The following is a 23,963-nucleotide window of genomic DNA, read 5'->3' as shown; positions in this document are numbered from 1 at the left end:
GTATGCCCTCCGCTTTTCCTCACACGGCCCAGCACGAGCAGCCGAGCGCCCCGAAGAAGCCCTTGAGATCGCCAATCGGCAGCTTTGACGTCCAGGCGCCGGCATGGTCGTGGCCATGGACGCCGCAATTGCTGGCGCAGCCGCAGGAGGTGATCGCGGTCCGCCTGAGGGAATTCTTGCCGGCACCATCGGGCTCGCCCCAGGCGGCATAGCCGCCGAAGGTTCTGACCGGCGACCAGTCGGGCATCGCCGGCGGCACCGGGTTTTCGTCGTGGGACGCAAAATCTCCCGCCGCATAGACGATCTTGCCGCCGACCATGGTCAGCTCCGAGGTCAGGAACGAGATCTCGTCCTCGGCGCAGTTGAAATAGTCCTTGTCCGGCACGATCAGGTCGGCAAACTGCCCCTTCTCGATGCGGCCCTTCTTGTCCTCCTCGTTGGAGAACCACTGCACCTTTTCGGTCCACATCCGAAGCGCCGTTTCGCGGTCGAGACAATTGGCGCGGGGATAGAGCTGCGTGCCGCCGACGGTCTTGCCAGTGACCATCCAGGCGAGCGAGACCCAGGGGTTATAGGAGGCGACACGGGTCGCGTCGGTGCCGGCGGAAACCTTGACGCCCTTTTCGAGCATCTTCGCCACCGGCGGTGTCGCTTCCGCCGCACCATGGCCATAACGCTCGACGAAATACTCGCCCTGATAGGCCATGCGATGCTGAACGGCGATGCCGCCGCCGAGTGCGGCGATCCGGTCGATCGACCGGTCGGAAATCGTCTCGGCATGGTCGAAGAACCAATTGATGCCGGAGAGCGGGATCTCCTGGTTGACCTTCTCGAAAACGTCGAGCGCGCGGGTGATCGTCTCGTCATAGGTCGCATGCAGCCGCCAGGGCCAGCGGTTCTCGGCCAGGATCCGGACGACCGCTTCGAGCTCGCCCTCCATTTCCGGCGGCATGTCCGGACGCGGCTCGCGGAAGTCCTCGAAATCGGCGGCCGAGAAGACCAGCATCTCGCCGGCGCCATTGTGGCGGAAGTAGTCGTTGCCCTGCTTGTATTTGACCGAGGAGGTCCACTTCAGGAAGTCTTCCTTCTCCTGCTTCGGCTTCTGGGTAAAGAGGTTGTAGGCGAGGCGCACGGTCATCTGGCCCTCGTCGGCCAGCTTCTGGATCACGGCATAGTCATCCGGGTAGTTCTGGAAGCCGCCGCCGGCGTCGATGACGCTGGTCACCCCCAGCCGGTTGAGCTCGCGCATGAAATGGCGGGTCGAGTTGACTTGATAGTCGAAGGGCAGTTTCGGCCCCTTGGCGAGCGTCGAATAGAGGATGCCGGCATTCGGCTTTGCCAGCAGCAGACCGGTCGGGTTGCCGTTGGCGTCACGGCTGATCTCGCCGCCCGGCGGGTTCGGCGTGTCCTTGGTGTAGCCGACCGCCCGGAGCGCTGCGGCATTGAGCAGCGCCCGGTCATAGAGATGCAGCAGGAACACCGGCGTATCCGGCGCCACCGCGTTGATCTCGTCGATGGTCGGCAGCCGCTTCTCCGCGAACTGGTGCTCCGTGAAGCCACCGACGACGCGCACCCATTGCGGCGCCGGCGTGATCGCCACCTGCCGCTTGAGCATCGCCATGGCATCGGCGAGCGAGCGCACCCCGTCCCAGCGCAGTTCCATGTTGAAGTTCAGACCGCCGCGCACGACGTGGGTATGGTTGTCGTTGAGGCCCGGCAGGACGCGCTTGCCCTTGAGATCGATGTTTTTCGTGGCTGACCCGGCCAGCGCCATGATCGTCCGGTCATCGCCGACGGCGAGAATGAGGCCGTCCTTGATCGCAATCGCGCTCGCAGCCGGATTGGCGCGATCGAGCGTCGTGACAAGGCCGTTGTGGAGGATCAGGTCGGGCGTCATCGAGGTGTCTCCGGTCTGTTGGGCGCCGGCGCTACGGACCGACGAAAAAAGGGCAGGCAGGGCAAGCGACGATGCCGCGCCGAGGAAGGAGCGTCGCGTCGGCATCATCCGATCCTTTCATCGTTGATCGCCGCATCCTTCGCCTTGCCGGCGGTGGGCTGTGCGCCGCCAGGGAGGTGGCCGAACATGTGCGGCATGCACTGCAGATTGAACCAGCTGAGATTGACCGGTTCACCCGACAGGGCGCGCTTGACCAGCGGGACGGACTGCTCCCCGACGAGGATGCCGAGCAGTCCGACCAGCGCGATGACCGGCGGCGCCGGCGAGCGGACGTTCAAGAGGGAATAGATGACGCCGACCAGCACCCCGGCTCCGAGCGAGAGAAGATACATCTTCATCGCCAACTCCTTCACGAATGACATTGCCGCCCCGGCGAGCGCACGCACGGCCGGAGCGTTCATCTCGGGCGCCGCGCGTTCAGAGAAGCACGCGGCGCCCACTTTGATCAGAGCGTCCCGTCAGTGCCCTTCGGAAGCGCCGAACATCGACTTGGCGTAGATGATGCCGAGGCCATAGGCGCCGCCGAACTTCTTGGCGATGCCGGTGGTCATGTCGTAGGTCTCAGTGCGCGCCCAGTCGCGCTGAAGCTCGAGCATGTATTGCAGGGAGGTCATCGGCCGTACGCCGGCCTGCACCATGCGGTCCATCGCGCGCTCATGCGCCTCGTCGGAGACGTCGCCGCAGGCGTCGGCAATGACATAGACTTCAAAACCCTGGTCGAGCGCCGACAGCGTCGGACCGACGATGCAGACGGACGTCCAGAGCCCGCACATGACGAGGCGCTTCTTGCCGATGCGGTTGACCTCTTCGATCACCGCCGCGTCTTCCCAGGTGTTCATCGAGGTGCGGTCCAGAAGCTTCTGGCCCGGGAAGGCATCGGTGATCTCGGAGAACATCGGGCCGGAGAAGGTCTTTTCGGCCACGGTGGTGAGAATGGTCGAAACGCCGAATCCCGCCGCCGCATGGGCGACCAGCGCCGCATTGTTGCGCAAGAGAACCGCGTCGATCGATTTGGTCGCAAAGGACATCTGCGACTGGAAGTCGATCATGATCAGGGTGTGGTCCCTGGGCGAGACGAGGAGTTTGCCGGGGGTCGCTGTCGCGGACATGGTCGTGGCCCTTTCTGTTGAAACTGACTCCGATCGGAGAGGCCCAATTATGCCGCCGACCGCGGTCCCGTTCTTGTCGCCAAAGATGGATTTTTGAAAATTTCGCTCGCCTTGCCGTGGCGGGCGCGTGTGTATTCAGTGGGTTACGACTGGCGGCTGCGGCGCCACAGACGCGGTGTCGTCCCGACCGCCTGCACGAAGGCACGGGTAAAATGGCTCTGATCCGAAAAGCCGCAGGTGGTCGCGATCTCGCTCAGCGATGTGGAGGAGAACTGCAGCAGGTCCTTGGCCTTTTCGATCCTTTGCTGCAGCAGCCAGCGATACGGCGTGCTTCCCATGGTCTCCCGAAAGGCGCGAAGAAAAGCGGCCTGCGACAGGTTGCAGGTCGAAGCCAGTTCCTCGACGGTGAGCTCGCCGTCAAGACGGGCTTGCACGAGTTCGCGGATCTTTGCCTGGCAGCGCTGCGAGAGCCTGCGTCCTCCCGCCAAACTATCGCCGCGACCGTTGCCGTACTGTCGCACCATATGCACGCCGATTGCGACCGAGAGCTGGTCGACGAACAGGGCGCTTCGATCCGTGTGGCCGTCCACCGACGCAAACAAGGCGCCGAGCATGCCGCCGAGAACAGGGTCGGGCGAGCCGGAAATGGATCTGAGCTCGCGGACACCGGTAAGATCTGCCGCATCCGCAATGCGCTGCAGCGCACCGTAGCCGATTTCAAGCAAGGTGAAGTCGAATGACCCTTTCAGATCCGCCTTGTAATCGTCGGCGAAGTTCCTGACGTAAATCGAGTTCTGGCTGAATTCCTGGATCGCCGAATGGTGCTCCCCGAAGACCCGGCGGCTATGGCCGCCTGCAAGCGACAGGCCAATCAGATATCCCCGCCCATTGCCGGGCGTCGTGACCCGGCCCGGCGGCCCGGCAAGCGATCGCTTGCGATAAAAGACCATGTCGCGGCCTTCGATCGTCCTGTCGTCATCGAGTTGGTCGAGCGAGCATCCGAGGCTGTCGCGCGGTCGCGTTCCGGCAGAGGCAGCGGAGGCATTCGTCATCGTCTTCGCTCCTGTTTGTCACGACCACTCGCCAAAACCGCCTGCAACCCGATGAAAACGAAAAGCGCGGAACGAGACCGACGCGTCGATTGCGGCGCGCTTGAAACGGGTGCACGCAGTTCATTCTGATAGTCATCAAATCGTCTGCAGGAGCGGCCTATGATTGCCTTGACCGCGTCGGCATTCTTGCACGCTTTTCATGTATTTTGAATGATCCGCATGAGGGCGCGCCCTCTTTCCGCGCTATTGATGAGATCGATCGGCAGCCACGCTGACGGAGCGGTTCTTTTTCCTGAAACGCGCCGGCGTTTCCCCCGTCTGGCTGGTGAAAACCCGGGTCATGTGGCTCTGGTCGGCAAAACCGCAGTGGATCGCGACTTCGGCAAGAGGGGTGTCCTGAAGCAGACACTCCTTGACCCGCGCTATCCGGTATTCGGTCAGCCACCTGGACGGCGTGCGCCCGAAGCTCTCCTTGAAAGCCTTGTTGAAATAGCTGCGCGAGAGCGCGCACTGGGCCGCGAGATCGCCGATCGAAAACGCCTTGTTGAAGTGTGCGACCAGAAATTCGGTTGCCTGCTTCTCCTGCCAGGGCGCCAGCGTGCCTTTCTTGTCGACAGGGAAATGCAAGCCGCCATAAGTCTGGCTGAGATGAGCCAATGCCGCGAGGTTGATCTGCTCGACGAAAAGCAGATTGGCCCGGTCCGGCTCGTCGAGCGAAGGCAGCAATGCCTGGGCAAGGCCGAACATCACCGGATCGACCTGTCCCTGCACCGGCGAGAGCGACACATACTCGCCGCGCCCTGCCCTTTCAGTGAAGGTTCGCATGCAGGAAAAGGGGATGTGGAAGCGGACATTGTCGAAGGGAGACAGGTGGTGGCACTGCCATTGATCCCGAAGGTCGGTGATCGCGAGCGAGGCCTTTGAGTGCCCGCCTTCGTAGACAAGCTCGCCGCGGCGCCACAGCCGATGCGCCTCGAAATCGCGCATCTGGACGATGACGTTGAAGGCGTCGGCGACGGGGATCATCGGCCCGCGCTCCAGATCGAAGCGATCCGAGAAGGTTCTCGTCACGGTGATCTCGCCCGCGCTGATTTTTTTGACAGTGGGGCGCGACGTGCGATCGCCGGCGCTCAATCCCTCATGCAAGGCCATCGGTCACGCTCTCCCGATTTGCAGCTCGGCGGCCCGCTTCAGCGGCCGGGCAGATGCTACACCGGTTGGCCACCACATGACAGCGGCAATTCCCGCAGCGCTTCTCAGAGCTTCATGGGTCAACGTCGTATCCCGTCACTGCAGCCAGCGTGCACGCCAGGCGGTGGGCGTCACCCCCGTCACCTCGCGAAAGGCTTCGATGAAACGCGTCTCGTCGGCATAGCCGCAACTGGCAGCGACTTTGGCGCACGACCAGCCCTTCTCGATCAGGTAGCGTTTCGCTCGACCGATCCTGTAGCGCATCAACCATTCTTCTGGCGTCTGTCCCGTCAGGGCCGCAAAAGCTGCGGCAAAGTCGCCCTGCGACAGGTTCGCGGCCGCCGCCGCCGCCGCCATCGAAAAGTCCTTGGCCCAATGGTCGATCATGAAGTCCTTGGCCGCCTTCTCCTGCCATACGGTGAGATCCGGGCCGCCGGATAGAGTGGCGCGATCCGGATAAGAGTGCAGGAGATGTGCGCAAATGGCGACGGCGATATGCCGTAGAACCGGACCAGGTTCGTTCTCGCTCTCCGCAAGCAGCGGCAGTAGGGCCAAGGCAAGATTGTGCATGACGTCGTCGATCTCGCCGCGGCGGCACCGCAGACCGGTGGCGGCGGGAGCGTGCGAGAACTCGGAGACTTCGCGGAACAAGGCCCGCGGCAGATGAAAGGCGAGTGAATCGAGATCGCTGACAAGTCGGATGCTGGCGCCCTGAACGAGATCGACGAGGCAGATCGATCCTTGCCGGTAGCGGCGAATTTCACTGTCGCTTTCGCCCGCAACCACATCGCAATGCATGACATCCTTGAAATAGAACATCAGGAAATAGGCGTCGTCCGCGGGAAGGGAGACGACACGGCTCAATGCTCCATCGAGCCGGCACTGCAGACGTGTCACCGAAAACCGGGCGTCGCGGACGGGCCGAACCATGAGCGACCGCGCCTTCGGCTCGCCGAAATGCGCTCCAATGCCATTCGGATCTGTCATAACCTGCCGTCCACCCTCGCCTCCTGGCGATGGAGTTCATTCCTCGCGTGGAACCGGCCCCAATGCTTGATCGACCCGATGGCGAACGCACAGGGGATCATCTCGCGATTGCCCTCCATGTCAGGGAAAACATGCGGCGCGCTGCCGCCAATTTCTTGTATCCTTTGCTCACATTTAGCCGCAAACGACTCCGTTTTGACGGAAAATCCGTTCGACATGAACCGACCAGCCTAGAGTGGTCGCGTTTCGGTGACATAGCTCTCGAAGAAATCCGAGAATTTGGCAACCCTCAGGGGCAGCCGTTCATAGGGCGGATAATAGAGCGTGAGCCACAGTTGCGGGGCCTCCCACCCCTCGAGAACCTGCTTGAGCACCCCCGTTGCCAGCGCATCCTCGACAATGAAAAGCGGCAGGAGCGCGATGCCCTCTCCATTTTCCGCAAGCCTCGCGACGAACTCACCATTGTTGGCAGCCAAGGTCTGGCCGGCCCTGACCCTCCGTGTCCTGCCCTGAAATGTCAGTTCCCAGGTCTCCGAGATCGCCTGTCCGTCATAGGCAAGGCAGCCGTGACGGTCGAGATCATCCGGCGTCTGCGGGGATCCATATCTGGCGAGGTAGCCGGGCGACGCGACCAGCACGCGTCGTACAGGGCAGATCCGGCGCCAGATCGTCGATTTGTCGCGCGGCGGTTCCGACACGCGGACAGCAAGATCGAAATCCTCGGCCACAATGTCGATGAGCCGGTCGGTTAGCGACAGCGAAATTTGTGTACCTGGATGCTCGGCGCGAAAGCCGGCAACGATATCCGGCAGGATGTGCTGGCCGAGCGACAGCGGCGCGTTGATGCGGATCAGTCCGGCGACGTCGCCGTGCTGCTCGCGCAGGTCCTCGCGCGCTTCATCGAATTGGCGGATCAATGGCTCGATGCGCGCCGCATAGACCGCGCCGGCCGAGGTCAATGATACCTGCCGTGTCGTGCGCAGCAGCAACTGAACCCCGAGATCGTCTTCCAAAGCACTGACCGCGCGGGTGACGCTTGGCGCCGTCATCGAAAGCTGGCGCGCTGCAGCGGTAAAGCTTCGCTGCTTCGCAACCGCCAGGAAGACGCGGATATCACTTAAATCGCTCATGCGAGATGATTGCAATAAATGCAACAATAATGTCAATATTATTGCTATTCTCTTTGGTGATGAATGCACCGATCGTTGTCGCGGGAGAAGCGCGACCGCGTGGCGTGCTGACCGGGATCAGGCAGAAGTGACCGCTGCCTCGACGACGGCCTTTCGATCTCCCACATCGGGAGTGGCAGCATGACAATCTCACGTTTCGACGAGCAGGTGGAACGGTTCAGGCACGACGCACCGATCGTCTTCGCTTTTTACGATCCCGGTCCGGACGATCCGGTCGCCCGGCTGATCGCCAGTATCCTACCGGATGCCCAGGTATTTTCTTTCCATAAAGCCACGAGCGATACTAATCCCGCGCGCCCTTCCCGGGTCAGCGACGCGATGGCCGATATGCAGGCATTCGCTGCCCATGTGGAAGACTTGGCAAACGTCGTTACCGATAAGCGGCGCCAATATCCTGGCAGGGCCGCCTACGGGATCGGCTGCACGAGCGGAGCGACGGTGCTCACGGCGCTCCTGTTCAAACGCCCCGATCTGTTCGATCGTGCCGCCTTGTTGCATCCCCTCGTTGCGTGGACGCCGCCCGGCAATGTCGGGCTTGCGGGCAAGCCGGTCCTGGTCACGGGCGGCCAGGACGATCCGGCTCGCCCATTGGCGCTTACCGACCGGCTGGTCGATTATCTTGCGGGACAAAAGGCTGATGTCCGAGCCCTCTACAATCGTGGCACGCATGAGATCGGACGGGAAGAAATGATGGCACTGCGAGAATTCCTCGAGGAACCCACAGGTAGAAGAGACGCGGGCCGCGTCGACTGACGCAGCCCGCGATCGCGTTATTACTGTGCCGTGGCTTCGAGGTCGACCTTCTCGAGCAGAAGCGCGGGGTTTTCGGCAGCGCCCATCAGTTCGAGAGCACCGATCCCGGCTTCATCCTTGGCCTTGACCTTCAGGGTGAAGGCGCCAGGCTTGCTGATGAACTGGGTAAACGCACTTGCCGCCTCCTGCAGCTTCGGCTGGGTGGCAGCAAAATGCTGCACGCCTGCGCTCGTCATCAGCACGAGGAGCCCACGAACGCTGTCCTCGGTCATGTGGTTGTCCTCGGCATAGAGCTTGATGCCCTTGGCCAAGATGCCCTTGTCTTCAAGCTTGAGCGTGGCTTCCCGGGCCGTGAGGCCGAAGAGCGCCACCTGCGCAGCGGTCATGTCGCCGGAGAAGAAATCCTTGCTGGCGCCGCCCATCAAGCCCGAGAAGGAGAAGCTGCCCATGTCCTTGCCGTTCACGGAGATGTCCTTGATGACGAGGTTCTCGTTCGGCTCATCCCAGGCGAGTTCGACGTTGGAGGAGAACACCAGCTTGTCGAAACCCAGCTTGCGCAGCGTCGCGAAACCCTCGTCCTGCGTATCAGCCGGCACCTGCACGCTGAGATCGCGGTAGCTGACCCGAACATCCGTCGGAATGCCGTTACGCGGCTTGGTCAAAGCCAGTTCGTAACTGTCGAGCGTGAAGCGCACGCGTTCCGGAACCGAAGGCGCGGCAGCCTGCTCGGCCGGCGCTTCGGCCATCGGATCGTCCTGGCCATCGGCCGGCACCTCTGCTTCGGATGCGGCATCGCCATCCGTCGAGGCATCACCATCGGTTGAGGCAGCAGTATCGGACGCGGCATCACCATCGGTTGCCTCATCCGGCGCCGGCTCGGCGTTGACCGAGGGGTCGGTCTCGTTTTCGATGGCGCTCTGGTCGTCTTCGCTGATTTCGCTGTCCGTCAAGCTTGACGGCTCGGCGCCAGGCATGTCCACGTCCAATCCGGCGATGCGGATCGTTCCGAACTCCGGCATCAAAGTCGTGAAGGGGAAGGTTTCAAACTCTTCCTCTTGCAGTCCCGCCAGCTTCGTGAGCGCCTCCATGGTCGGAGCCCAGGAGAAGCCCTTGATGCTTGCTTCGGCGAGCTTGACGTAGTCGGCACCTTCACCGGCGGAAAGACCTTGGATGGAACCGTCGAAGCTGCGGCCATCGAGCTGCATCGCCATCTTGTCGACAGCGAGCTTGATGGTCTTGCCTTCCTCTTCGCTGCTCTTGTCCGGCGCTTCCATCTTGAGGCCCGACAACTCGATGTCGCCGTTGCCGATCATGTCGACGACCGAAAGGACGCGTTTGAAGAACGCCTGCCGCTCGGCCGGCGGCAACGCCTCGGGGTCCGTCACTCCTTTCAGTTTCTCGAACGTTTCGAGCAGGGGTTCCGCTGGCATGCGCGCAGTGAAGCCTTTGCTGCGCACTTCGTCATAGCCGAACTTCGCCTTGCCGTCGGAGAAGGCAAGGTTCTTCACCGTGATCGGGCCGTAGAGCGGCTTCGGCTCCTTGTCGTCGGGGCCGGCCTTTTCCGTGTAGATCCGCGCCAGATAGAGCGCATCGAAGTTCTCGCCCGTGACTGCCCCGATCGAGCCGTTCATCTGCTCGCGCTTCGTTGCGCCTTCTCCGTCAGGAACATCCATGGCAAAGGCGAAGCTTGCGCCGCTGGCCGAATAACGGGCGACGCGGCCGCCGGCGATGTCCTCGAGGGCGAGATCCTTGTAGACCGTCTTCTGCTCGGTACCGGCCACATCCTGGCTGATTGTCGCCTCCGGCGCCGAGATCCGTTTTGCGGCAAAGCGCTCAATGCGTTTCAGGGTCGTCAACTCACCCTGATCGCCTGTTTTGGAGAGCGCGGCAGCGAAGAAGTCCGGCTCCTCGAGGACCGCATGCGGCACAGAGAACTTTCCTGCGGCGATGTCGAGTTCAAGCCCCTTCACCTCAAGCTTGCCGCTCAGGAAGAAGATCTTGGGACGGCCATCGATCGCGGCGACTTGTACGCTGGCGCCATTGGCAAAGGGCAGCGTCACGTCGCGCAGGTGAATGCGGCCGAGAAAGTCCGCCTCGACGGAGCCGGCCTTGCCACCCCGCGCGGCGATGAACTTATCGACCGATCTTTCGAGCATGAACTTGCCGCCGGTCACGCCGGCGGCCGCGATCGCAATCACTGCGACGGCCGCCCAAAGCGCTTTGCGACGGCCCTTGCCGGCCCCAGTTTCTGTCTCAGCCACGATGTCTGTCCTTTCACGACACGAAGAATGGATCGCTCTTTAGAGTCTCTGCGGCTGTGACTAACCATTGGCGCTTTTTTCCGCAAGTTTGGCGGGAGTGCGGTGCACCAATATTCTTGTGTGGGCTGCAATCGGCGAACGCGCTCGGGCGTCATCAGAGATGCATACTGGGCTGCAAGCATACTTTGTTGCCTGTCGCCCATCAGCAATAGGATTGCCTTATCGTCATCATCAGGAAATCCAACTTAAATTAATGGAACCACTTTGATAGACTCGTCAGCGCAATGAGGGAGATGCAGCCAGTGGCCAGACCACATCGCGCAACGACAACCGCCGACGGCACAAAGAATGCCGCAAGCCGGGCCCGGCAAACCGTTGGCCCGCACAGCCTGCTTTTCCTCTGACCCGCACAATTCACGTCATCGTAAAGGGAGATAGAAATGGACGCGAAAGCCGACAAAACGGGCAAATGTCCCGTCATGCACGGAGCTCAGACGAGCGCTCAATCCGCCGGCACCTCGAACCGTGACTGGTGGCCGAACCAACTCAACCTGAAGATCCTGCACCAGAATTCCTCCCTTTCCGATCCGATGGGCGAAGCCTTCGACTATGCCGAGGAATTCAGGAAGCTCGACCTGCCGGCGGTGAAGAAGGATCTCTTCGCGCTGATGACCGATTCGCAGGATTGGTGGCCGGCCGACTTCGGCCACTACGGACCGCTGTTTATCCGCATGGCCTGGCATAGCGCCGGCACCTACCGCACCGGCGACGGCCGCGGCGGGGCCGGTGCCGGGCAGCAACGCTTTGCACCGCTCAACAGCTGGCCGGACAACGCCAACCTCGACAAGGCGCGCCGCCTCCTCTGGCCGATTAAGCAGAAATACGGCAACAGCATCTCCTGGGCCGACCTGATGATCCTCGCCGGCAACTGCGCGCTCGAATCGATGGGCTTCAAGACCTTCGGTTTCGCCGGCGGCCGTCCCGATGTGTGGGAACCGGAAGAGGACATCTATTGGGGCACGGAAAAGACCTGGCTCGACGACAAGCGCTATTCCGGCGACCGGGACCTCGAAAACCCGCTCGCAGCGGTGCAGATGGGCCTGATCTACGTCAATCCGGAAGGCCCGAACGGCAACCCGGACCCGCTCGCTGCCGCCAGGGACATTCGCGAGACCTTCGCCCGCATGGCGATGAACGACGAGGAAACCGTTGCGCTGATCGCCGGCGGCCACACCTTCGGCAAGACCCACGGCGCCGGTGATGCGGCCAATGTCGGCCGCGAGCCGGAAGGTGCGGGCATCGAGGAACAGGGCCTTGGCTGGGCAAGCACCTACGGCAGCGGCCGTGGCGGCGACACCATCACCAGCGGTCTCGAAGTCACCTGGACGACGACGCCGACCAAGTGGAGCAACAACTACTTCTGGAACCTCTTCGGCTACGAATGGGAACTGACGAAGAGCCCGGCCGGCGCCCACCAGTGGACGCCGAAGCATGGCATGGGCGCCGGCACCGTCCCGGATGCGCATGACAAGTCCAAGCGTCACGCCCCGTCGATGCTGACGACCGACCTCGCGCTGCGCGTCGATCCGGCCTATGAGAAGATCGCCAGACATTTCTACGAGAACCCGGACGCTTTCGCCGACGCCTTTGCCCGCGCCTGGTACAAGCTGACCCACCGCGACATGGGGCCGCGCGCCCGCTATCTCGGCCCGGAAGTTCCGGCCGAAGAACTGATCTGGCAGGATCCCATCCCCGCCGTCGATCATCCGCTTGTTGACGCGAGGGATATCGCCGACCTCAAGGCCAAGATCCTCGCTTCAGGCCTTTCGGTCTCCGAGCTGGTTTCGACCGCCTGGGCGTCTGCCGCGACCTTCCGCGGTTCGGACAAGCGCGGCGGGGCCAACGGCGCCCGCATTCGCCTTGCGCCGCAGAAGGACTGGCAAGTCAACCAGCCGGCACAACTGGCAAAGGTTCTCGAAACCCTGGAAGGCATCCAGCGCGCCTTCAACAACGCGCAGTCCGGCGGCAAGAAAGTGTCGCTCGCCGACCTGATCGTGCTTGGCGGCGCCGCTGCCGTCGAAAAGGCAGCGAAAGCAGCCGGCCATGACATCGAGGTCGCCTTCGAGCCGGGTCGGATGGACGCTTCGCAGGACCAGACCGACGTCGATTCCTTCGCCGTTCTGGAGCCGATCGCCGACGGTTTCCGCAACTACCAGCGGACCCGATATGCGGTTTCGCCGGAAGAACTGCTGATCGACAAGGCCCAACTCTTGACGCTGACCGCGCCGGAGATGACCGTTCTCGTCGGGGGCTTGCGTGTTCTTGGCGCGAACCACGATCAGACCAAGCACGGCGTCTTCACCGATCGTGCCGAAACGCTCAGCAACGACTTCTTCGTCAACCTGCTCGACATGAGCACGGTCTGGAAGGCGACGTCGGATGCGAAGGACGTGTTCGAGGGGCGCGACCGCAAGACCGGCGACGTCAAGTGGACGGCGACCCGCGTCGATCTCGTTTTCGGTTCGAACTCGCAGTTGAGGGCGATTGCGGAAGTCTACGGACAGGCGGATGCCAAGAAGAAGTTCGTGCGCGACTTCGTGGCCGCCTGGAACAAGGTGATGAACGCCGATCGCTTCGATCTCGCCTGACATTCCGTCCGGCTACACTATCGATTGCAGGTCCCGGCGTCACGCCGGGACCTGTTTCTTTGAAGCATCCGCTTGGAGCATCCGCGCGAAGTTCGTCACCTAAGGTTGCAAATCTTGCCCTGCGGCTACGACGTTGCAGCACACGTTAAACGATGGGCGTCGAGCGGCAGGCTCAACCGTCCCGCCATGAACCGTGCGCCAGGGCACATTTTCGCCTCGAACGGGACACCCGGTGCAAACCATTGCTTTTGTGACAAGTTCTCCTCCGGGCCAATCCTTTTCCGGCAAACCCGTCCCATTTATATGGTCGGCGCCTTATCAACCAATGATTGCGTGACTTGAAGCAGAGAACGTGTTCTGATTTCAATGCAACGAGGGCGCCTGCCCAGGCGCGCCGAAGTCATCTCAAGCTGTTTCGTTCAGGGGGAACGTTGCATGCGTCAAACGAGAATTCGTGCAGCTTCGATTACATCAATGCTTCTGGTCGCAGGCCTCACGGCGCAGGCGGCTCTTGCCCAGCAGGCTCCGGCCGTGGTCGTGGCGCCGGCGGCGATCATGGACCTACGCGAGAGCGTCGACCTGACCGGCAAGGTCACCGCCATTCAGAGAGTCGATATACGCGCCCGCGTTTCGGGCTTCCTCGAGGCGGTCAACTTCACCGAGGGGCAGAAAGTCATCGCCGGCACGGTGCTCTACCAGGTCGAAGATGGCGCTTATCGCGCCGCTGTCCAGGAGATCGAGGGGCAGATCGAAGCGGCCGAGGCCGCCAAGGAACTTGCGATCCTCGAGCGTGACCGCGCCGAGCAACTGTTGACGACCAAGACGATTTCCCAGGCCAAGGTCGACGAGGCTCATGCCGAGGTGAGGAAAGCCGAAGGCGATCTGGTGCGGCTCAAGGGCAGCAAGGACAATGCCGAGCTCAACCTCTCCTATACGAAGATCGTCGCTCCCTTCGACGGCATCATCGGCCTGACATCGGCCGACGTCGGCGCGCTCGTCGGCCCGGACAGCGGGCCGCTGGTGACGCTGACCCGGCTTGATCCCATCTATGTCCAGTTCCCCGTGGCGACCGCCCTCTACCTCACCTATCGCGAGCGTGTGCTGAAGGGCGAGATCAGCGGCGGCGCCAATGTCGGGCTCGGGCTGCCGAACGGCACGGAATACAAGCAGAAGGGGACGATCAACTTCATCGCCAGCAACGTGTCGCAAGGGACGGATACGGTGACCGTGCGCGCCGAATTCCCCAATCCGGACAGCATATTGCTCGACGGGGCCCTGGTGCGGGTCATGCTTGAACAATCCGACAAGCAGGAGGTTCTCGCCGTGCCGCAGCAGGCGATCCAGCGCGATCAGCAGGGCGCCTTCGTGCTGGTGGTCGACGCCAGTTCCAAAGTGGAGCTTCGCCGCGTCGATGTCACGCGCAACACGCGCGGCCAGGCCGTCATCGGCAAGGGCCTCAAGGAAGGCGAGAACGTCATCACCGAGGGGGCGGGGAAGGTCCGACCAGGCATCGCCGTCGATGCAGCCACGGCAGCAGGTGGCTGACCCATGATTTCAGAGATCTTTATCGATCGCCCGCGCTTCGCCACGGTCATTTCCATCGTGCTGACGCTGGCGGGCCTTCTTGCGCTCACCCGCCTGCCGATCGCGCAATTCCCCGACATCGTGCCACCGCAGGTGAGCGTCACCGCAAGCTATCCCGGCGCCGGCGCCGACGTGGTCGAAACCACTGTCGCCCAGCCGATCGAGAGCAAGGTCGTCGGCGTCGACGACATGCTCTACATGAAGTCGACGAGCGGCGCTGACGGCTCCTATACCTTGACCGTCACCTTCGCCGTCGGTACCGATCCCGACATCGCCACCGTCAACGTCCAGAACCGCGTCTCGCTCGCCGAAGCAGGTCTGCCGGCCGAGGTCAAGCAGAGCGGCGTCAGCGTGCGCAAGAAGTCCTCCGCGCTGATGCAGGTGATCACCATTTATGGTGCGGACGAGAAGCAGAACTTCGATTCCCTGTTCCTGTCCAACTACGCCACGATCAACGTGCTCGATACGGTCAAGCGCGTGCCCGGCGTTGGCGACGCCCAGCTCTTCGGCGCCCAGGACTACTCCATGCGCGTCGTGCTCGACATCGACCGCATGACCAGCCTCGACCTGACGCCGACGGACGTGATCAACGCGCTGAAGGCGCAGAACGTCCAGGCCGCGATCGGCCGCATCGGCGCACAGCCGATGACTGACGATCCGCTGTTCCAATTGAACCTGCAGACACAAGGGCGCTTGACCGACCCCAAGCAGTTCGAGGATGTAGTGCTGCGCGCAAGGCCCGATGGTTCCTATGTGCGCATCCGCGACGTCGCGCGTGTCGAGCTCGGCGCTGCCAGTTCCGATTCCAACGCCCGGATCAACGGCAAGCCAGTCGCCATGATCGGCACCTATCAGGCGCCGGGCGCCAACGCGCTTGCCGCCGCCAAAGGCGTGCAGGATGCGATGGAACGATTGTCGAAATCGTTCCCACCGGGCCTCACCTATTCGGTCTCCTACGACACGGCGCAATTCGTCGAGGCGAGCGTCGACAACGTCGAGGAAACGCTGTTCGAGGCCTTCGTCCTCGTCATTATCATTGTCTTCCTCTTCCTTGGAAACTGGCGGGCAACGCTGATCCCGCTCGTTGCGGTTCCGGTCGCGCTGATCGGCACCTTCGCGGTGCTGCTTGCCATGGGCTTCTCGCTCAACACCGTGTCGCTGCTCGCTCTGGTTCTGGCGATCGGTATCGTCGTCGACGACGCCATCGTGGTGGTTGAGAACGTCGAGCGGGTGATGGAGGAGAACCCGGGTCTTTCGGCGGCGGAAGCGGCGCGGCGCGCGATGAGCGAAATCACCGGCGCCATCGTCGCGATCACGCTCGTGCTGCTCTCGGTTTTCGTGCCGGTGGCCTTTATTCCCGGCTTGAGTGGCCAACTGTTCCAGCAGTTCGCCGTCGCCGTCTCGGTATCGATGGTGATCTCGGCGATCAATGCGCTGACACTCAGCCCGGCGCTCTGCGCCGTGCTCCTGAAGCCGCATCACGGCCCAAAACGGGGCATTCTCGGCTATATCTCGCGCACCATCGACAAGGGGCGAGACGGCTATACCTATGTGGCCGGTCATATCGCCCGGCGCGCGATCATTGGCCTTGCGCTGCTGGCGCTCGCCTTCGTCGCGGCGGGCTCCCTCTTCCGCATCGTCCCAACGGGCTTCCTGCCGGCGGAAGACCAGGGCGCCTATTTCACCGAAATCCGCCTGCCGGAGGGTGCCTCCTACAACCGCACCGATGCGGTCGTGAAGCAAGTGGAGACGATGCTTGGCGGCATCGAGGGTGTCGCCAATGTGATCACCGTCACCGGCTACTCCTTCCTCGACGGCCTCTCAAAGTCCAACTCCGCTTTCGCCATCGTGACGATGAAGCCTTTCGCGGAGCGCCTGAGCGCATCGGCCGGCGTCGAGGCGGCGGTCGCTACCACCATGGCCAAAGGCCAGGCGATCCGCGGCGCGCAGATCTTCGCCTTCAACCTGCCGCCAATCATGGGTCTCGGCACCGGGTCGGGTTTCGAATACCAGTTGCTCGACCTCCAGGGCCGCTCGGTCACCGATCTCGCCGCGACTGCCGGCGGGCTGATCATCGCCGCCAACCAGAACCCGGCACTCGGCCCCACCTTCACCACCTATTCGGCCAGTTCGCCGCAGCTCTATCTCAACATCGACCGTGATCGCCTGCAATCGCTCGGCGTTTCGGTCAGCGACCTCTTCACGACGCTGCAGGGCACGCTCGGCAGCTACTACGTCAACGACTTCAACCTCTTCGGCCGCACCTGGAAGGTGACGATGCAGGCGGCCCAGGCCGACCGAAATGCGGTCGATGATATTCAGCGCCTGCACGTGCGCAACGTGAATGGCGACATGGTCCCCGTCGCCTCGGTCGCCAAGGTCGACTATATCGTCGGCCCGCAGTCGATCGTACGCTACAACAACTATCGCTCGATCACGCTGAACGGCCAGCCGTCCGCCGGCCATTCCTCGGGCGAGGCGCTGGCCGCCATGGAAGCGCTATCCGCCTCGACGCTGCCGCCCGGCTACAGCTTCGAATGGACCGGGACGGCGCTGCAGGAATTGGAAGCGGCCGGCAAGACCACAGCCATTCTGGCTATGGCCGTCCTCTTCGCCTATCTCTTCCTTGTGGCGCTCTATGAAAGCTGGACGATCCCGGTACCGGTGCTGCTGTCGGTCGCCTTCGGCGTCTCGGGTGCGCTGCTGTCGGTGCTCGTCGCCGGTCTCTCCTTCGACATCTACGCCCAGATCGGCCTCGTCGTTCTGATCGCTCTCGCCTCGAAGAATGCGATCCTGATCGTCGAGTTCGCCAAGGCGCACCGCGAGGCCGGTGCGACCATCGTCGATGCGGCGATCGAAGGGGCTCGCGCCCGCTTCCGTGCCGTGATGATGACGAGCTTCGCCTTCATCGTCGGCCTGGTGCCGCTGGTGATCGCCACGGGCGCCGGCGAACTCAGCCGCCGGGCGGTCGGCACCGGCGTTGCCGGCGGCATGCTCGCTGCCGCGCTCGTCGGCATCTTCGTCATCCCCGCGCTCTACGTCGCCTTCCAGTGGCTGCGCGAACGCGGCCACAAGCTCGCCGGCATTTCCAAGCATCCAGCCGAAGCGCAGGTTGCCTCGACTGAGAGCGGCGTGACGGAAGGGAAGTCTGAGACACCGGCCAGCCATGGCTAGGTTTGGGGCCAGACGACAATATCGAGACGGGGCCAATCTGGCCCCGTTTCTGCGTTCGCCATTTCCAGTCGCAGCCCGGCGATCGAATTCAAACCTGACGGAAAACCGCCTTCGGAACGTTCCGGCTCTGTTGTGCGTCTGTCCGTCAGGACAGGCTGATCCCTTGTTCCGCGAGATAGGCATCGAATAGCTCGGATGCCTGCTTTTCAGCGGCGAGCGCCACGTAATTATCCGGCCGCAGGAGATAGGCGGCATCCGCGGCCAAACCTGCCGTCCCGTGCGCCCTGGTCCATGGGAACACAAGGAGCGGCACGCCGCGCGCTTCGCACCAATCTCTCATCTCGTCGCGCGGCGTGCCATAAACATGCACCTGCCAGGTGATGGCGATGAGCGGCTGATAGTTGTCGAGGCCAGCCTCATCGACCCAGGGAAGCCGGTCTCCACCCGTCACCCCGCCGGCCGTGCCGCGGCTCAAGGGGCCACCGCGATAGTTCAACTGGGTCTGCGAGAGTATCCGGAACAGAAACTCGCGAACACGGCCGATGCGAAAGGCGATACCCGCCAGAATCGGAGCGATCTCGACACGCAAGACGTCCGCGAAACGGCTTTCGGCAGTCACGAAGGTAAACAGCCGGTCAGTGGTCGCGACGAGCTGGCGCGCGAAGCCGATGCGCTCGCGTTCATAGCTGTCGAGCAGGCTGTCGGGCGCCTGTCCCGCCAACACGGCCGCAAGCTTCCAGGCAAGATTGATCGCATCGCCGATGCCGGTGTTCATGCCCTGGCCGCCGACGGGGCTGTGCACATGTGCAGCGTCACCCAGCAGGAAAACGCGTCCCTGTCGAAAACGATCAGCGACGCGATGATGGACGCGATAGGTCGAGAACCAATTGACCCTGTCGATTGTAAGCCGCAGGCCGCTGATCGCCCGGTGGCTGACATCCTCGAAGGTGAGTCTGTCCGCGTCCTCCCGTTCGTCGCGGACGAGACCGATCAAACGGCCGCGACCCTTTGCGTAGGCGAGCAGCGCAACAAAGTCGCTGCTGTCGAGCGAAATATGCAACTCGCCATTGGCAGTAGGACCACTGGCCTCGACATCGGCAACGTAGAAGGTCTGGTTGTAAGTGCCGCCTGCAAAACCGGTCGCGAGCGTGTGCCGGACCAGCGAGCGCGCGCCATCGCAACCCGCGAGATATCGCGCAATTGAGACCACCTCGCTGCCGTCGGGCAGCCGAAGATGCGCGCTCACCCGGCCGTCGGCGTCCTGGAAGCCAACAAGCTCGGTCTGCCGCTCGACCTTGACGCCCAGAGCTTCCAGCCGTGCGGCGAGCAGCCGCTCATGATGATCCTGCGGATAGACCAGGACAAATGGATAGGGCGTCAGCCTCGCACCGGTCGGACTGAAGGAGATTCGTGCCTTTGCCCTGCCCTTGGCCCAAAGGTTGACCGATGGGTTGCAGTGCCCCGCTTCGATCATCGGCGTTGCCAGGTCGAGCTGGCGATAGAGCTCGAGTGTGCGGGCATGCACCACCATCGCCCGCGACGTGGGGCCGGGACCAGTGTTCTTGTCGATGATACGGACCTTCACCCCCTGGGCGGTCAGCCAGAGGGCAAGCACCAGCCCCGTCGGCCCAGCGCCGACGATCAGCACATCCTGTTCCGTCACCCGGTTCTCCGCTCGCCTTCACCCGCAGCGGCAGCCTACGCACAGGTGAAGGACAAAGCCAAGCCGCGCAAAAAATGCCTTGTGGCCACGCGTCTGCGAGGCGTCCGGCGCTCCCCTCCGGGTCAGTCGCGCACCCGCAAATTTGCGATCAACTGTTGCTGCCCCACGCGGATCACATGCTCCATCGCGCTTCGTGCACCTTCCTCGTTGCGGAGGCGGATTTCCTCGACGATGCGGATATGTGCGACGGCGACACGATCGATCTCGGCACCATCGGTGGCCGCGTTGGTCAAGCGGAAAACGCCCATCAGCGCCGCCTCGATCAAGCTGCCCACCGTCTGCATGAACGGATTGAGCGACGCTTCGAGCAGGCGGAGATGGAATTCGAGATCGGCAATGGCCAGCGTCTGCGCGCTGTGCCCGGCATCGCCCATGGCGACCGCCAGCCGCATCATATGGGAGATATCGGCGTCGGAGGCGCGCCGCGCAGCCAGCCCGGCCGCATAGGGCTCCAAAGCGAGACGGACCTCAGTGACGTGGCGCAGGAACTCCTCATCGACACCGGCCCGGAAATGCCAGGAAAGCACGTCGCCGTCGAAAAGGTTCCAATTCGCCCGCGGCATCACGCGTGTGCCGATGCGAGCGCGCGCGACGACCAGCCCCTTCGCGGCGAGCGTCTTCATTGCTTCCCGCAAAACCGTGCGGGAGACGTTGAAGCGCGCCGCAAGCTCCACGTCTCCGGGCAGAATGGCGCCGACGGCGAATTCCCCTGCGACGACCGCCTGGCCGAGCTCTTCAACGACGAGCCGGTGGCTCGTCCTCTTGCGCGGCGGCTGGAAGAATGGCCACATCGCACGATCCTTGCCTGGTCACGCCGGCTGTCGGCGATGACGCGAGACGTAGATGATGCCCTTCTGCAAGAGGATGAAAGCAAAGAGCAGAAGGCCGATCAGGATCTTGGTCCACCAGCTCGACAGCGATCCGTCGAAAGTGATGTAGGTCTGGATCAGGCCTTGGATGAGGATGCCGACAAATGTGCCGGCAACGAAACCGGAGCCTCCGGTCAGAAGTGTCCCGCCGATGACGACCGCAGTAATCGCGTCCAGTTCGACACCGACGGCCGCAAGGGAGTAGCCGGCGGACGTGTAGAGCGAAAAGACGATGCCGGACAGCCCGGCAAGCAGCCCCGAGAGCGCGTAGACCCTGACGGTCGTTGCCGCAACCGGAACGCCCATGAGCCGCGCCGTGGCCGTACCTCCGCCGAGCGCATAGACATTGGTGCCGAAGCGGGTTCGATGCGCCAGGAGAATGCCGATCGCAAAGACAAGCAGCATCAGCCCGCCGATCAGCGTGATGCGTCCACCGCCGGGCAGTTTGACGTAGAGCCCTTTCAATGTCGCGTAGAATGGATGCTTGATCGGTATGGAATCGATCGACAGCACGAAGGCCATGCCACGCGCGAGAAACATGCCCGCGAGCGTGACGATGAAGGCCGGCATCTCAAGATAGTGGATGATCGCACCCATCGCGGCACCGAAAAGTGTCGCGATCGCGAGGACCATCGCAAAGGCGACGAGCGGGTGGATGCTGCTGTGTTCCAGCACGACAGCCAGGAAAACGCCGGTGAACGCGATGACCGAACCGATGGACAGATCGATGCCGCCCGAGAGGATGACGAAGGTCATCCCGACGGCCGCGATGCCGAGGAAGGCATTGTCGGTCAAAAGGTTTCCAATCACCCGCGTGGACAGGATGTTCGGATATTGCGCGACGCAAAGCGCATAGCCGAGCAGAAAGATTACGAGCGTCGCGATCAGCGGAAGATGTTTCGGCTTCATTTTGCAGCTCGCTCGCTCGGTTTGCTCGCACCGCGCGCCGGGACGAGGAAGGCAAAGGCGGTGCGGAACCGCGGCGACTGAAGCACCAGGATGGCGACGATGATCGCGGCCTTGATGATCAGGTTGAACTCTGGCGGGAAGCCGGAGAGAAGAATGCCGGTGTTGATCGCCTGGATGATGATCGCGCCGAGCACCGATGCGGCGATGCTGAAGCGTCCGCCGAGCAGCGACGTGCCGCCGACGACGACCGCGAGAATGGCATCGAGCTCGAGCCAGAGCCCGGCATTGTTGGCATCGGCGCCACGAATGTCGGCGGCGGCAATGATCCCGGCAATGGCGGCGCAGAGACCGGAAAGAACATAGGCGGCGATCAGCAGGACGGGCGTTAGCACGCCGGACAGCGTGCTCGCCTGACGATTGACACCGATCGCCTCGATCAGCATGCCGAGCGCCGTCCGCCTGACGAGCATGGCGATCAGCACCCCGAAGACCAGCCAGATCACGACCGGCATCGGCAGGCCCGCGAAGGAACCGCTGCCGATGAAGATGAGGCCGGGATCATTGAAGGTCAGGATCGCGCCCTCGGTGATAAGCTGGGCAATCCCCCGCCCGGCGACCATGAGGACCAATGTGGCAATGATCGGCTGGATGTCGAGCACCGCGACCAGCACCCCGTTCCAAAGACCGCAAAGCATACCGACGGCAAGCGTGATCAGCAGCGTTCCGGCGAGCGAGTGGCCGGAGGTGATCGCGGCGGCAGCGGTGGCGCCGCAGATCGCCATCACCGCACCGACCGAAAGATCAATGCCCTTGGTGGCGATGACAACAGTCATGCCGATCGCCAAAAGCACGACGGGCGCGCCACGATTGAGGATGTCGACGAGGCTGCCATAAAGGCGGCCGTTCTGGATTTCCAGACTGAGGAAGCCGGGAAACACGAGCGAAACCGCCACGACGATGACGGCAAGCGCGATCAGTTGCGGCAGCAACCGGTTCAGATAGAGCCGGAAGAACGACGTCACGACGCCCTCCTTTCATTGGTTGCGGCGATCGCTTCGACGATCTCGTGGGTGGTGATGCGGTTGCCGTCGAGTTCGGCGACATGGGCGCGATCCCGAAGCACGATGACCCGCGTGCTGTAGGCGACCAGTTCCTCGATCTCCGACGAGACGACGATCAGCGACAGCCCCTTCTCCCGCAGCGCCTCGATGAGCTTGACGATCTCCGCATGAGCGCCGACGTCGATGCCGCGCGTCGGCTCGTCGAGGATCAGGAATTCGGGCTCGGTCGCAAGCCAGCGCGCCAGGATCGCCTTCTGCTGATTGCCGCCGGATAGAAGCTTGATCGGTTTCTCCCGATCGGCGGTGCGGATATCGAGCGCGCGGATGTAGTGGTCCGCCAGCCTATTCTGTTCCGCCCGCGAGATCGGCCGTGTCCAGCCGCGGCGCGCCTGCAGCGCGAGCACGATGTTCTCGCGCACCGAGAGATCGCCGATGATGCCTGATGTCTTGCGATCCTCCGGGCAGAAGCCGAACCCGTGCCGGATGGCGGCACGCGGCGATGAGAGATCGGCCGCATGGCCGTCGATCTCCGCCTGACCGCTATCGGCAGGATGGGCGCCGAAGAGAAGCTCCGCTGTTTCCGTCCGTCCGGAACCGAGCAGGCCAGCCATGCCGACAACTTCACCGGCACGGACATCGAGGTCGAAGGGACGGACGCGACCCTTGCGACCATAGTTTCGGAACCGGTAGCGCAGGGGCCCTTCCGAGGTTTGCGCGCGTGGCGCGTGAATCTCTGCTGCCAGTTCGCGGCCGATCATCATCGCGATCAGCTCGCGACGGTCGAGGTTGGCAGTTTCACGGGTTCCGACGAGCTGCCCGTTCCTGAGCACCGTGATCCGGTCGGAAATCTCGTAGACCTGTTCAAGGAAGTGGGTGACGAAGACGATGCCGAGCCCGCGGGCCTTGAGGCGCCGGACAATGCGAAAGAGCATCGCCACCTCATGCGCGTCGAGGCTTGCCGTCGGCTCGTCGAGGATCAGCACCTTGCCCGAGAGATCGACGGCACGGGCGATGGCGACGACCTGCTGGATCGCCACCGAATAGCTTGCGAGATCGCGGGTGACGTCGATGTCGAGCTCATAGTCGGCGAGCAGCTCCCGCGCACGCCGGTTCATGGCGCCAACGTCAACCATGCCGAAGCGGCGCGGTTGGCGCCCGAGGAAGAGGTTTTCGGCAACCGTCAGGTTCGCCAGCAGGTTGACCTCCTGGTAGACCGTGCCGATACCGAGCGTCTGGGCCTCGAACGTGTCGCGGGGGTCGACCTCCGTGCCGTCAAGCAGAATGGCGCCGCCGTCGCGGCGATAGGCGCCTGTCAGGCATTTGATGAGAGTAGACTTGCCGGCGCCGTTTTCGCCAAGCAGCGCATGGACCTCTCCGCGCCGGAGGTGAAAATCGACCTTGTCGAGGGCCCTTGTGCCCGGGAAGGCCTTCTCGATCCGGATCGCCGAGAGAATGTGATCACTGGTCTGCATCGATACCGTCTCCGCGATGCGGG

Annotated in this window: 17 protein-coding genes; 4 read left to right on the top strand and 13 right to left on the bottom strand. The window is 63.0% G+C overall.

What is annotated here, in order from left to right:
• Positions 1–19: 19 nt before the first annotated feature.
• The 7 genes from ACQ5BM_RS27475 to ACQ5BM_RS27445 all read right to left on the bottom strand — a co-directional run bounded on the left by ACQ5BM_RS27475 (position 20) and on the right by ACQ5BM_RS27445 (position 7,426).
• On the bottom strand, positions 20–2,002 hold the full coding sequence (locus ACQ5BM_RS27475) for an amidohydrolase (protein ID WP_429818152.1): 1,983 nt from the start codon (positions 2,000–2,002) through the stop codon (positions 20–22).
• Positions 2,002–2,295 carry a XapX domain-containing protein gene (locus ACQ5BM_RS27470; protein ID WP_429818151.1) on the bottom strand — a complete coding sequence of 98 codons (294 nt, stop codon included), beginning with the start codon at positions 2,293–2,295 and terminating at the stop codon, positions 2,002–2,004. The genes ACQ5BM_RS27475 and ACQ5BM_RS27470 overlap by 1 nt, the downstream gene beginning before the upstream one ends.
• Before the next feature lie 120 nt (positions 2,296–2,415).
• Positions 2,416–3,066: a hydrolase gene (locus ACQ5BM_RS27465; protein ID WP_429818149.1), complete on the bottom strand. Its 651-nt coding sequence runs from the start codon at positions 3,064–3,066 to the stop codon at positions 2,416–2,418.
• Positions 3,067–3,209: 143 nt separating this feature from the next.
• Positions 3,210–4,118: a helix-turn-helix domain-containing protein gene (locus tag ACQ5BM_RS27460; protein WP_429818147.1), complete on the bottom strand. Its 909-nt coding sequence runs from the start codon at positions 4,116–4,118 to the stop codon at positions 3,210–3,212.
• 243 nt (positions 4,119–4,361) lie between these two features.
• Positions 4,362–5,270: a helix-turn-helix domain-containing protein gene (locus ACQ5BM_RS27455; RefSeq protein WP_429818145.1), complete on the bottom strand. Its 909-nt coding sequence runs from the start codon at positions 5,268–5,270 to the stop codon at positions 4,362–4,364.
• A gap of 135 nt (positions 5,271–5,405) precedes the next feature.
• Positions 5,406–6,296, bottom strand: coding sequence for a helix-turn-helix domain-containing protein (locus tag ACQ5BM_RS27450; protein ID WP_429818143.1), 891 nt, complete (start codon positions 6,294–6,296; stop codon positions 5,406–5,408).
• Between the two features lie 230 nt (positions 6,297–6,526).
• Positions 6,527–7,426 (bottom strand): LysR family transcriptional regulator, encoded by a 900-nt coding sequence (locus ACQ5BM_RS27445; protein WP_429818141.1) that lies wholly within the window; start codon positions 7,424–7,426, stop codon positions 6,527–6,529.
• A gap of 180 nt (positions 7,427–7,606) precedes the next feature.
• On the opposite strand from ACQ5BM_RS27445, the gene ACQ5BM_RS27440 reads away from it, so the two are divergent.
• Entirely contained in the window at positions 7,607–8,239 is a 633-nt protein-coding gene (locus tag ACQ5BM_RS27440) for an alpha/beta hydrolase (protein ID WP_429818140.1), read from the top strand.
• Positions 8,240–8,259: 20 nt separating this feature from the next.
• Here the strand turns inward: ACQ5BM_RS27440 and ACQ5BM_RS27435 are convergent, their stop codons facing one another.
• Complete coding sequence (locus ACQ5BM_RS27435; RefSeq protein ID WP_429818138.1) at positions 8,260–10,500, bottom strand: hypothetical protein; 2,241 nt, start codon at positions 10,498–10,500, stop codon at positions 8,260–8,262.
• 440 nt (positions 10,501–10,940) lie between these two features.
• On the opposite strand from ACQ5BM_RS27435, the gene katG reads away from it, so the two are divergent.
• The 3 genes from katG (at position 10,941) to ACQ5BM_RS27420 (ending at position 17,906) form a co-directional block, all read left to right on the top strand.
• Positions 10,941–13,148, top strand: coding sequence for a catalase/peroxidase HPI (gene katG, locus ACQ5BM_RS27430; RefSeq protein ID WP_429818136.1), 2,208 nt, complete (start codon positions 10,941–10,943; stop codon positions 13,146–13,148).
• Positions 13,149–13,583: 435 nt separating this feature from the next.
• A complete protein-coding gene (locus ACQ5BM_RS27425; protein WP_429818135.1) occupies positions 13,584–14,693 on the top strand; it encodes an efflux RND transporter periplasmic adaptor subunit in 1,110 nt (369 codons plus the stop codon).
• Positions 14,694–14,696: 3 nt separating this feature from the next.
• Positions 14,697–17,906 carry an efflux RND transporter permease subunit gene (locus ACQ5BM_RS27420; protein ID WP_429818133.1) on the top strand — a complete coding sequence of 1,070 codons (3,210 nt, stop codon included), beginning with the start codon at positions 14,697–14,699 and terminating at the stop codon, positions 17,904–17,906.
• A gap of 145 nt (positions 17,907–18,051) precedes the next feature.
• Here ACQ5BM_RS27420 and ACQ5BM_RS27415 read toward each other — a convergent pair whose 3' ends face one another.
• The 5 genes from ACQ5BM_RS27415 to ytfR form a co-directional block, all read right to left on the bottom strand.
• Positions 18,052–19,569 carry an FAD-dependent monooxygenase gene (locus tag ACQ5BM_RS27415; RefSeq protein ID WP_429818131.1) on the bottom strand — a complete coding sequence of 506 codons (1,518 nt, stop codon included), beginning with the start codon at positions 19,567–19,569 and terminating at the stop codon, positions 18,052–18,054.
• Positions 19,570–19,691: 122 nt separating this feature from the next.
• Positions 19,692–20,420 carry a FadR/GntR family transcriptional regulator gene (locus tag ACQ5BM_RS27410; RefSeq protein ID WP_429818129.1) on the bottom strand — a complete coding sequence of 243 codons (729 nt, stop codon included), beginning with the start codon at positions 20,418–20,420 and terminating at the stop codon, positions 19,692–19,694.
• A gap of 18 nt (positions 20,421–20,438) precedes the next feature.
• Positions 20,439–21,407 carry a galactofuranose ABC transporter, permease protein YjfF gene (yjfF, locus tag ACQ5BM_RS27405; protein WP_429818127.1) on the bottom strand — a complete coding sequence of 323 codons (969 nt, stop codon included), beginning with the start codon at positions 21,405–21,407 and terminating at the stop codon, positions 20,439–20,441.
• A complete protein-coding gene (locus tag ACQ5BM_RS27400; protein WP_429818125.1) occupies positions 21,404–22,429 on the bottom strand; it encodes an ABC transporter permease in 1,026 nt (341 codons plus the stop codon). The genes yjfF and ACQ5BM_RS27400 overlap by 4 nt, the downstream gene beginning before the upstream one ends.
• Positions 22,426–23,940 (bottom strand): galactofuranose ABC transporter, ATP-binding protein YtfR, encoded by a 1,515-nt coding sequence (gene ytfR, locus ACQ5BM_RS27395; RefSeq protein ID WP_429818123.1) that lies wholly within the window; start codon positions 23,938–23,940, stop codon positions 22,426–22,428. The genes ACQ5BM_RS27400 and ytfR overlap by 4 nt, the downstream gene beginning before the upstream one ends.
• Positions 23,941–23,963 lie beyond the last annotated feature (23 nt).

It is taken from the genome of Ensifer sp. B1-9 (genome assembly GCF_050474445.1).
In the GTDB taxonomy this organism is placed as follows: domain Bacteria; phylum Pseudomonadota; class Alphaproteobacteria; order Rhizobiales; family Rhizobiaceae; genus Ensifer.
Note: the sequence above shows the minus strand (reverse complement) of the source record. Positions and strands in the feature narration are given on the sequence as shown.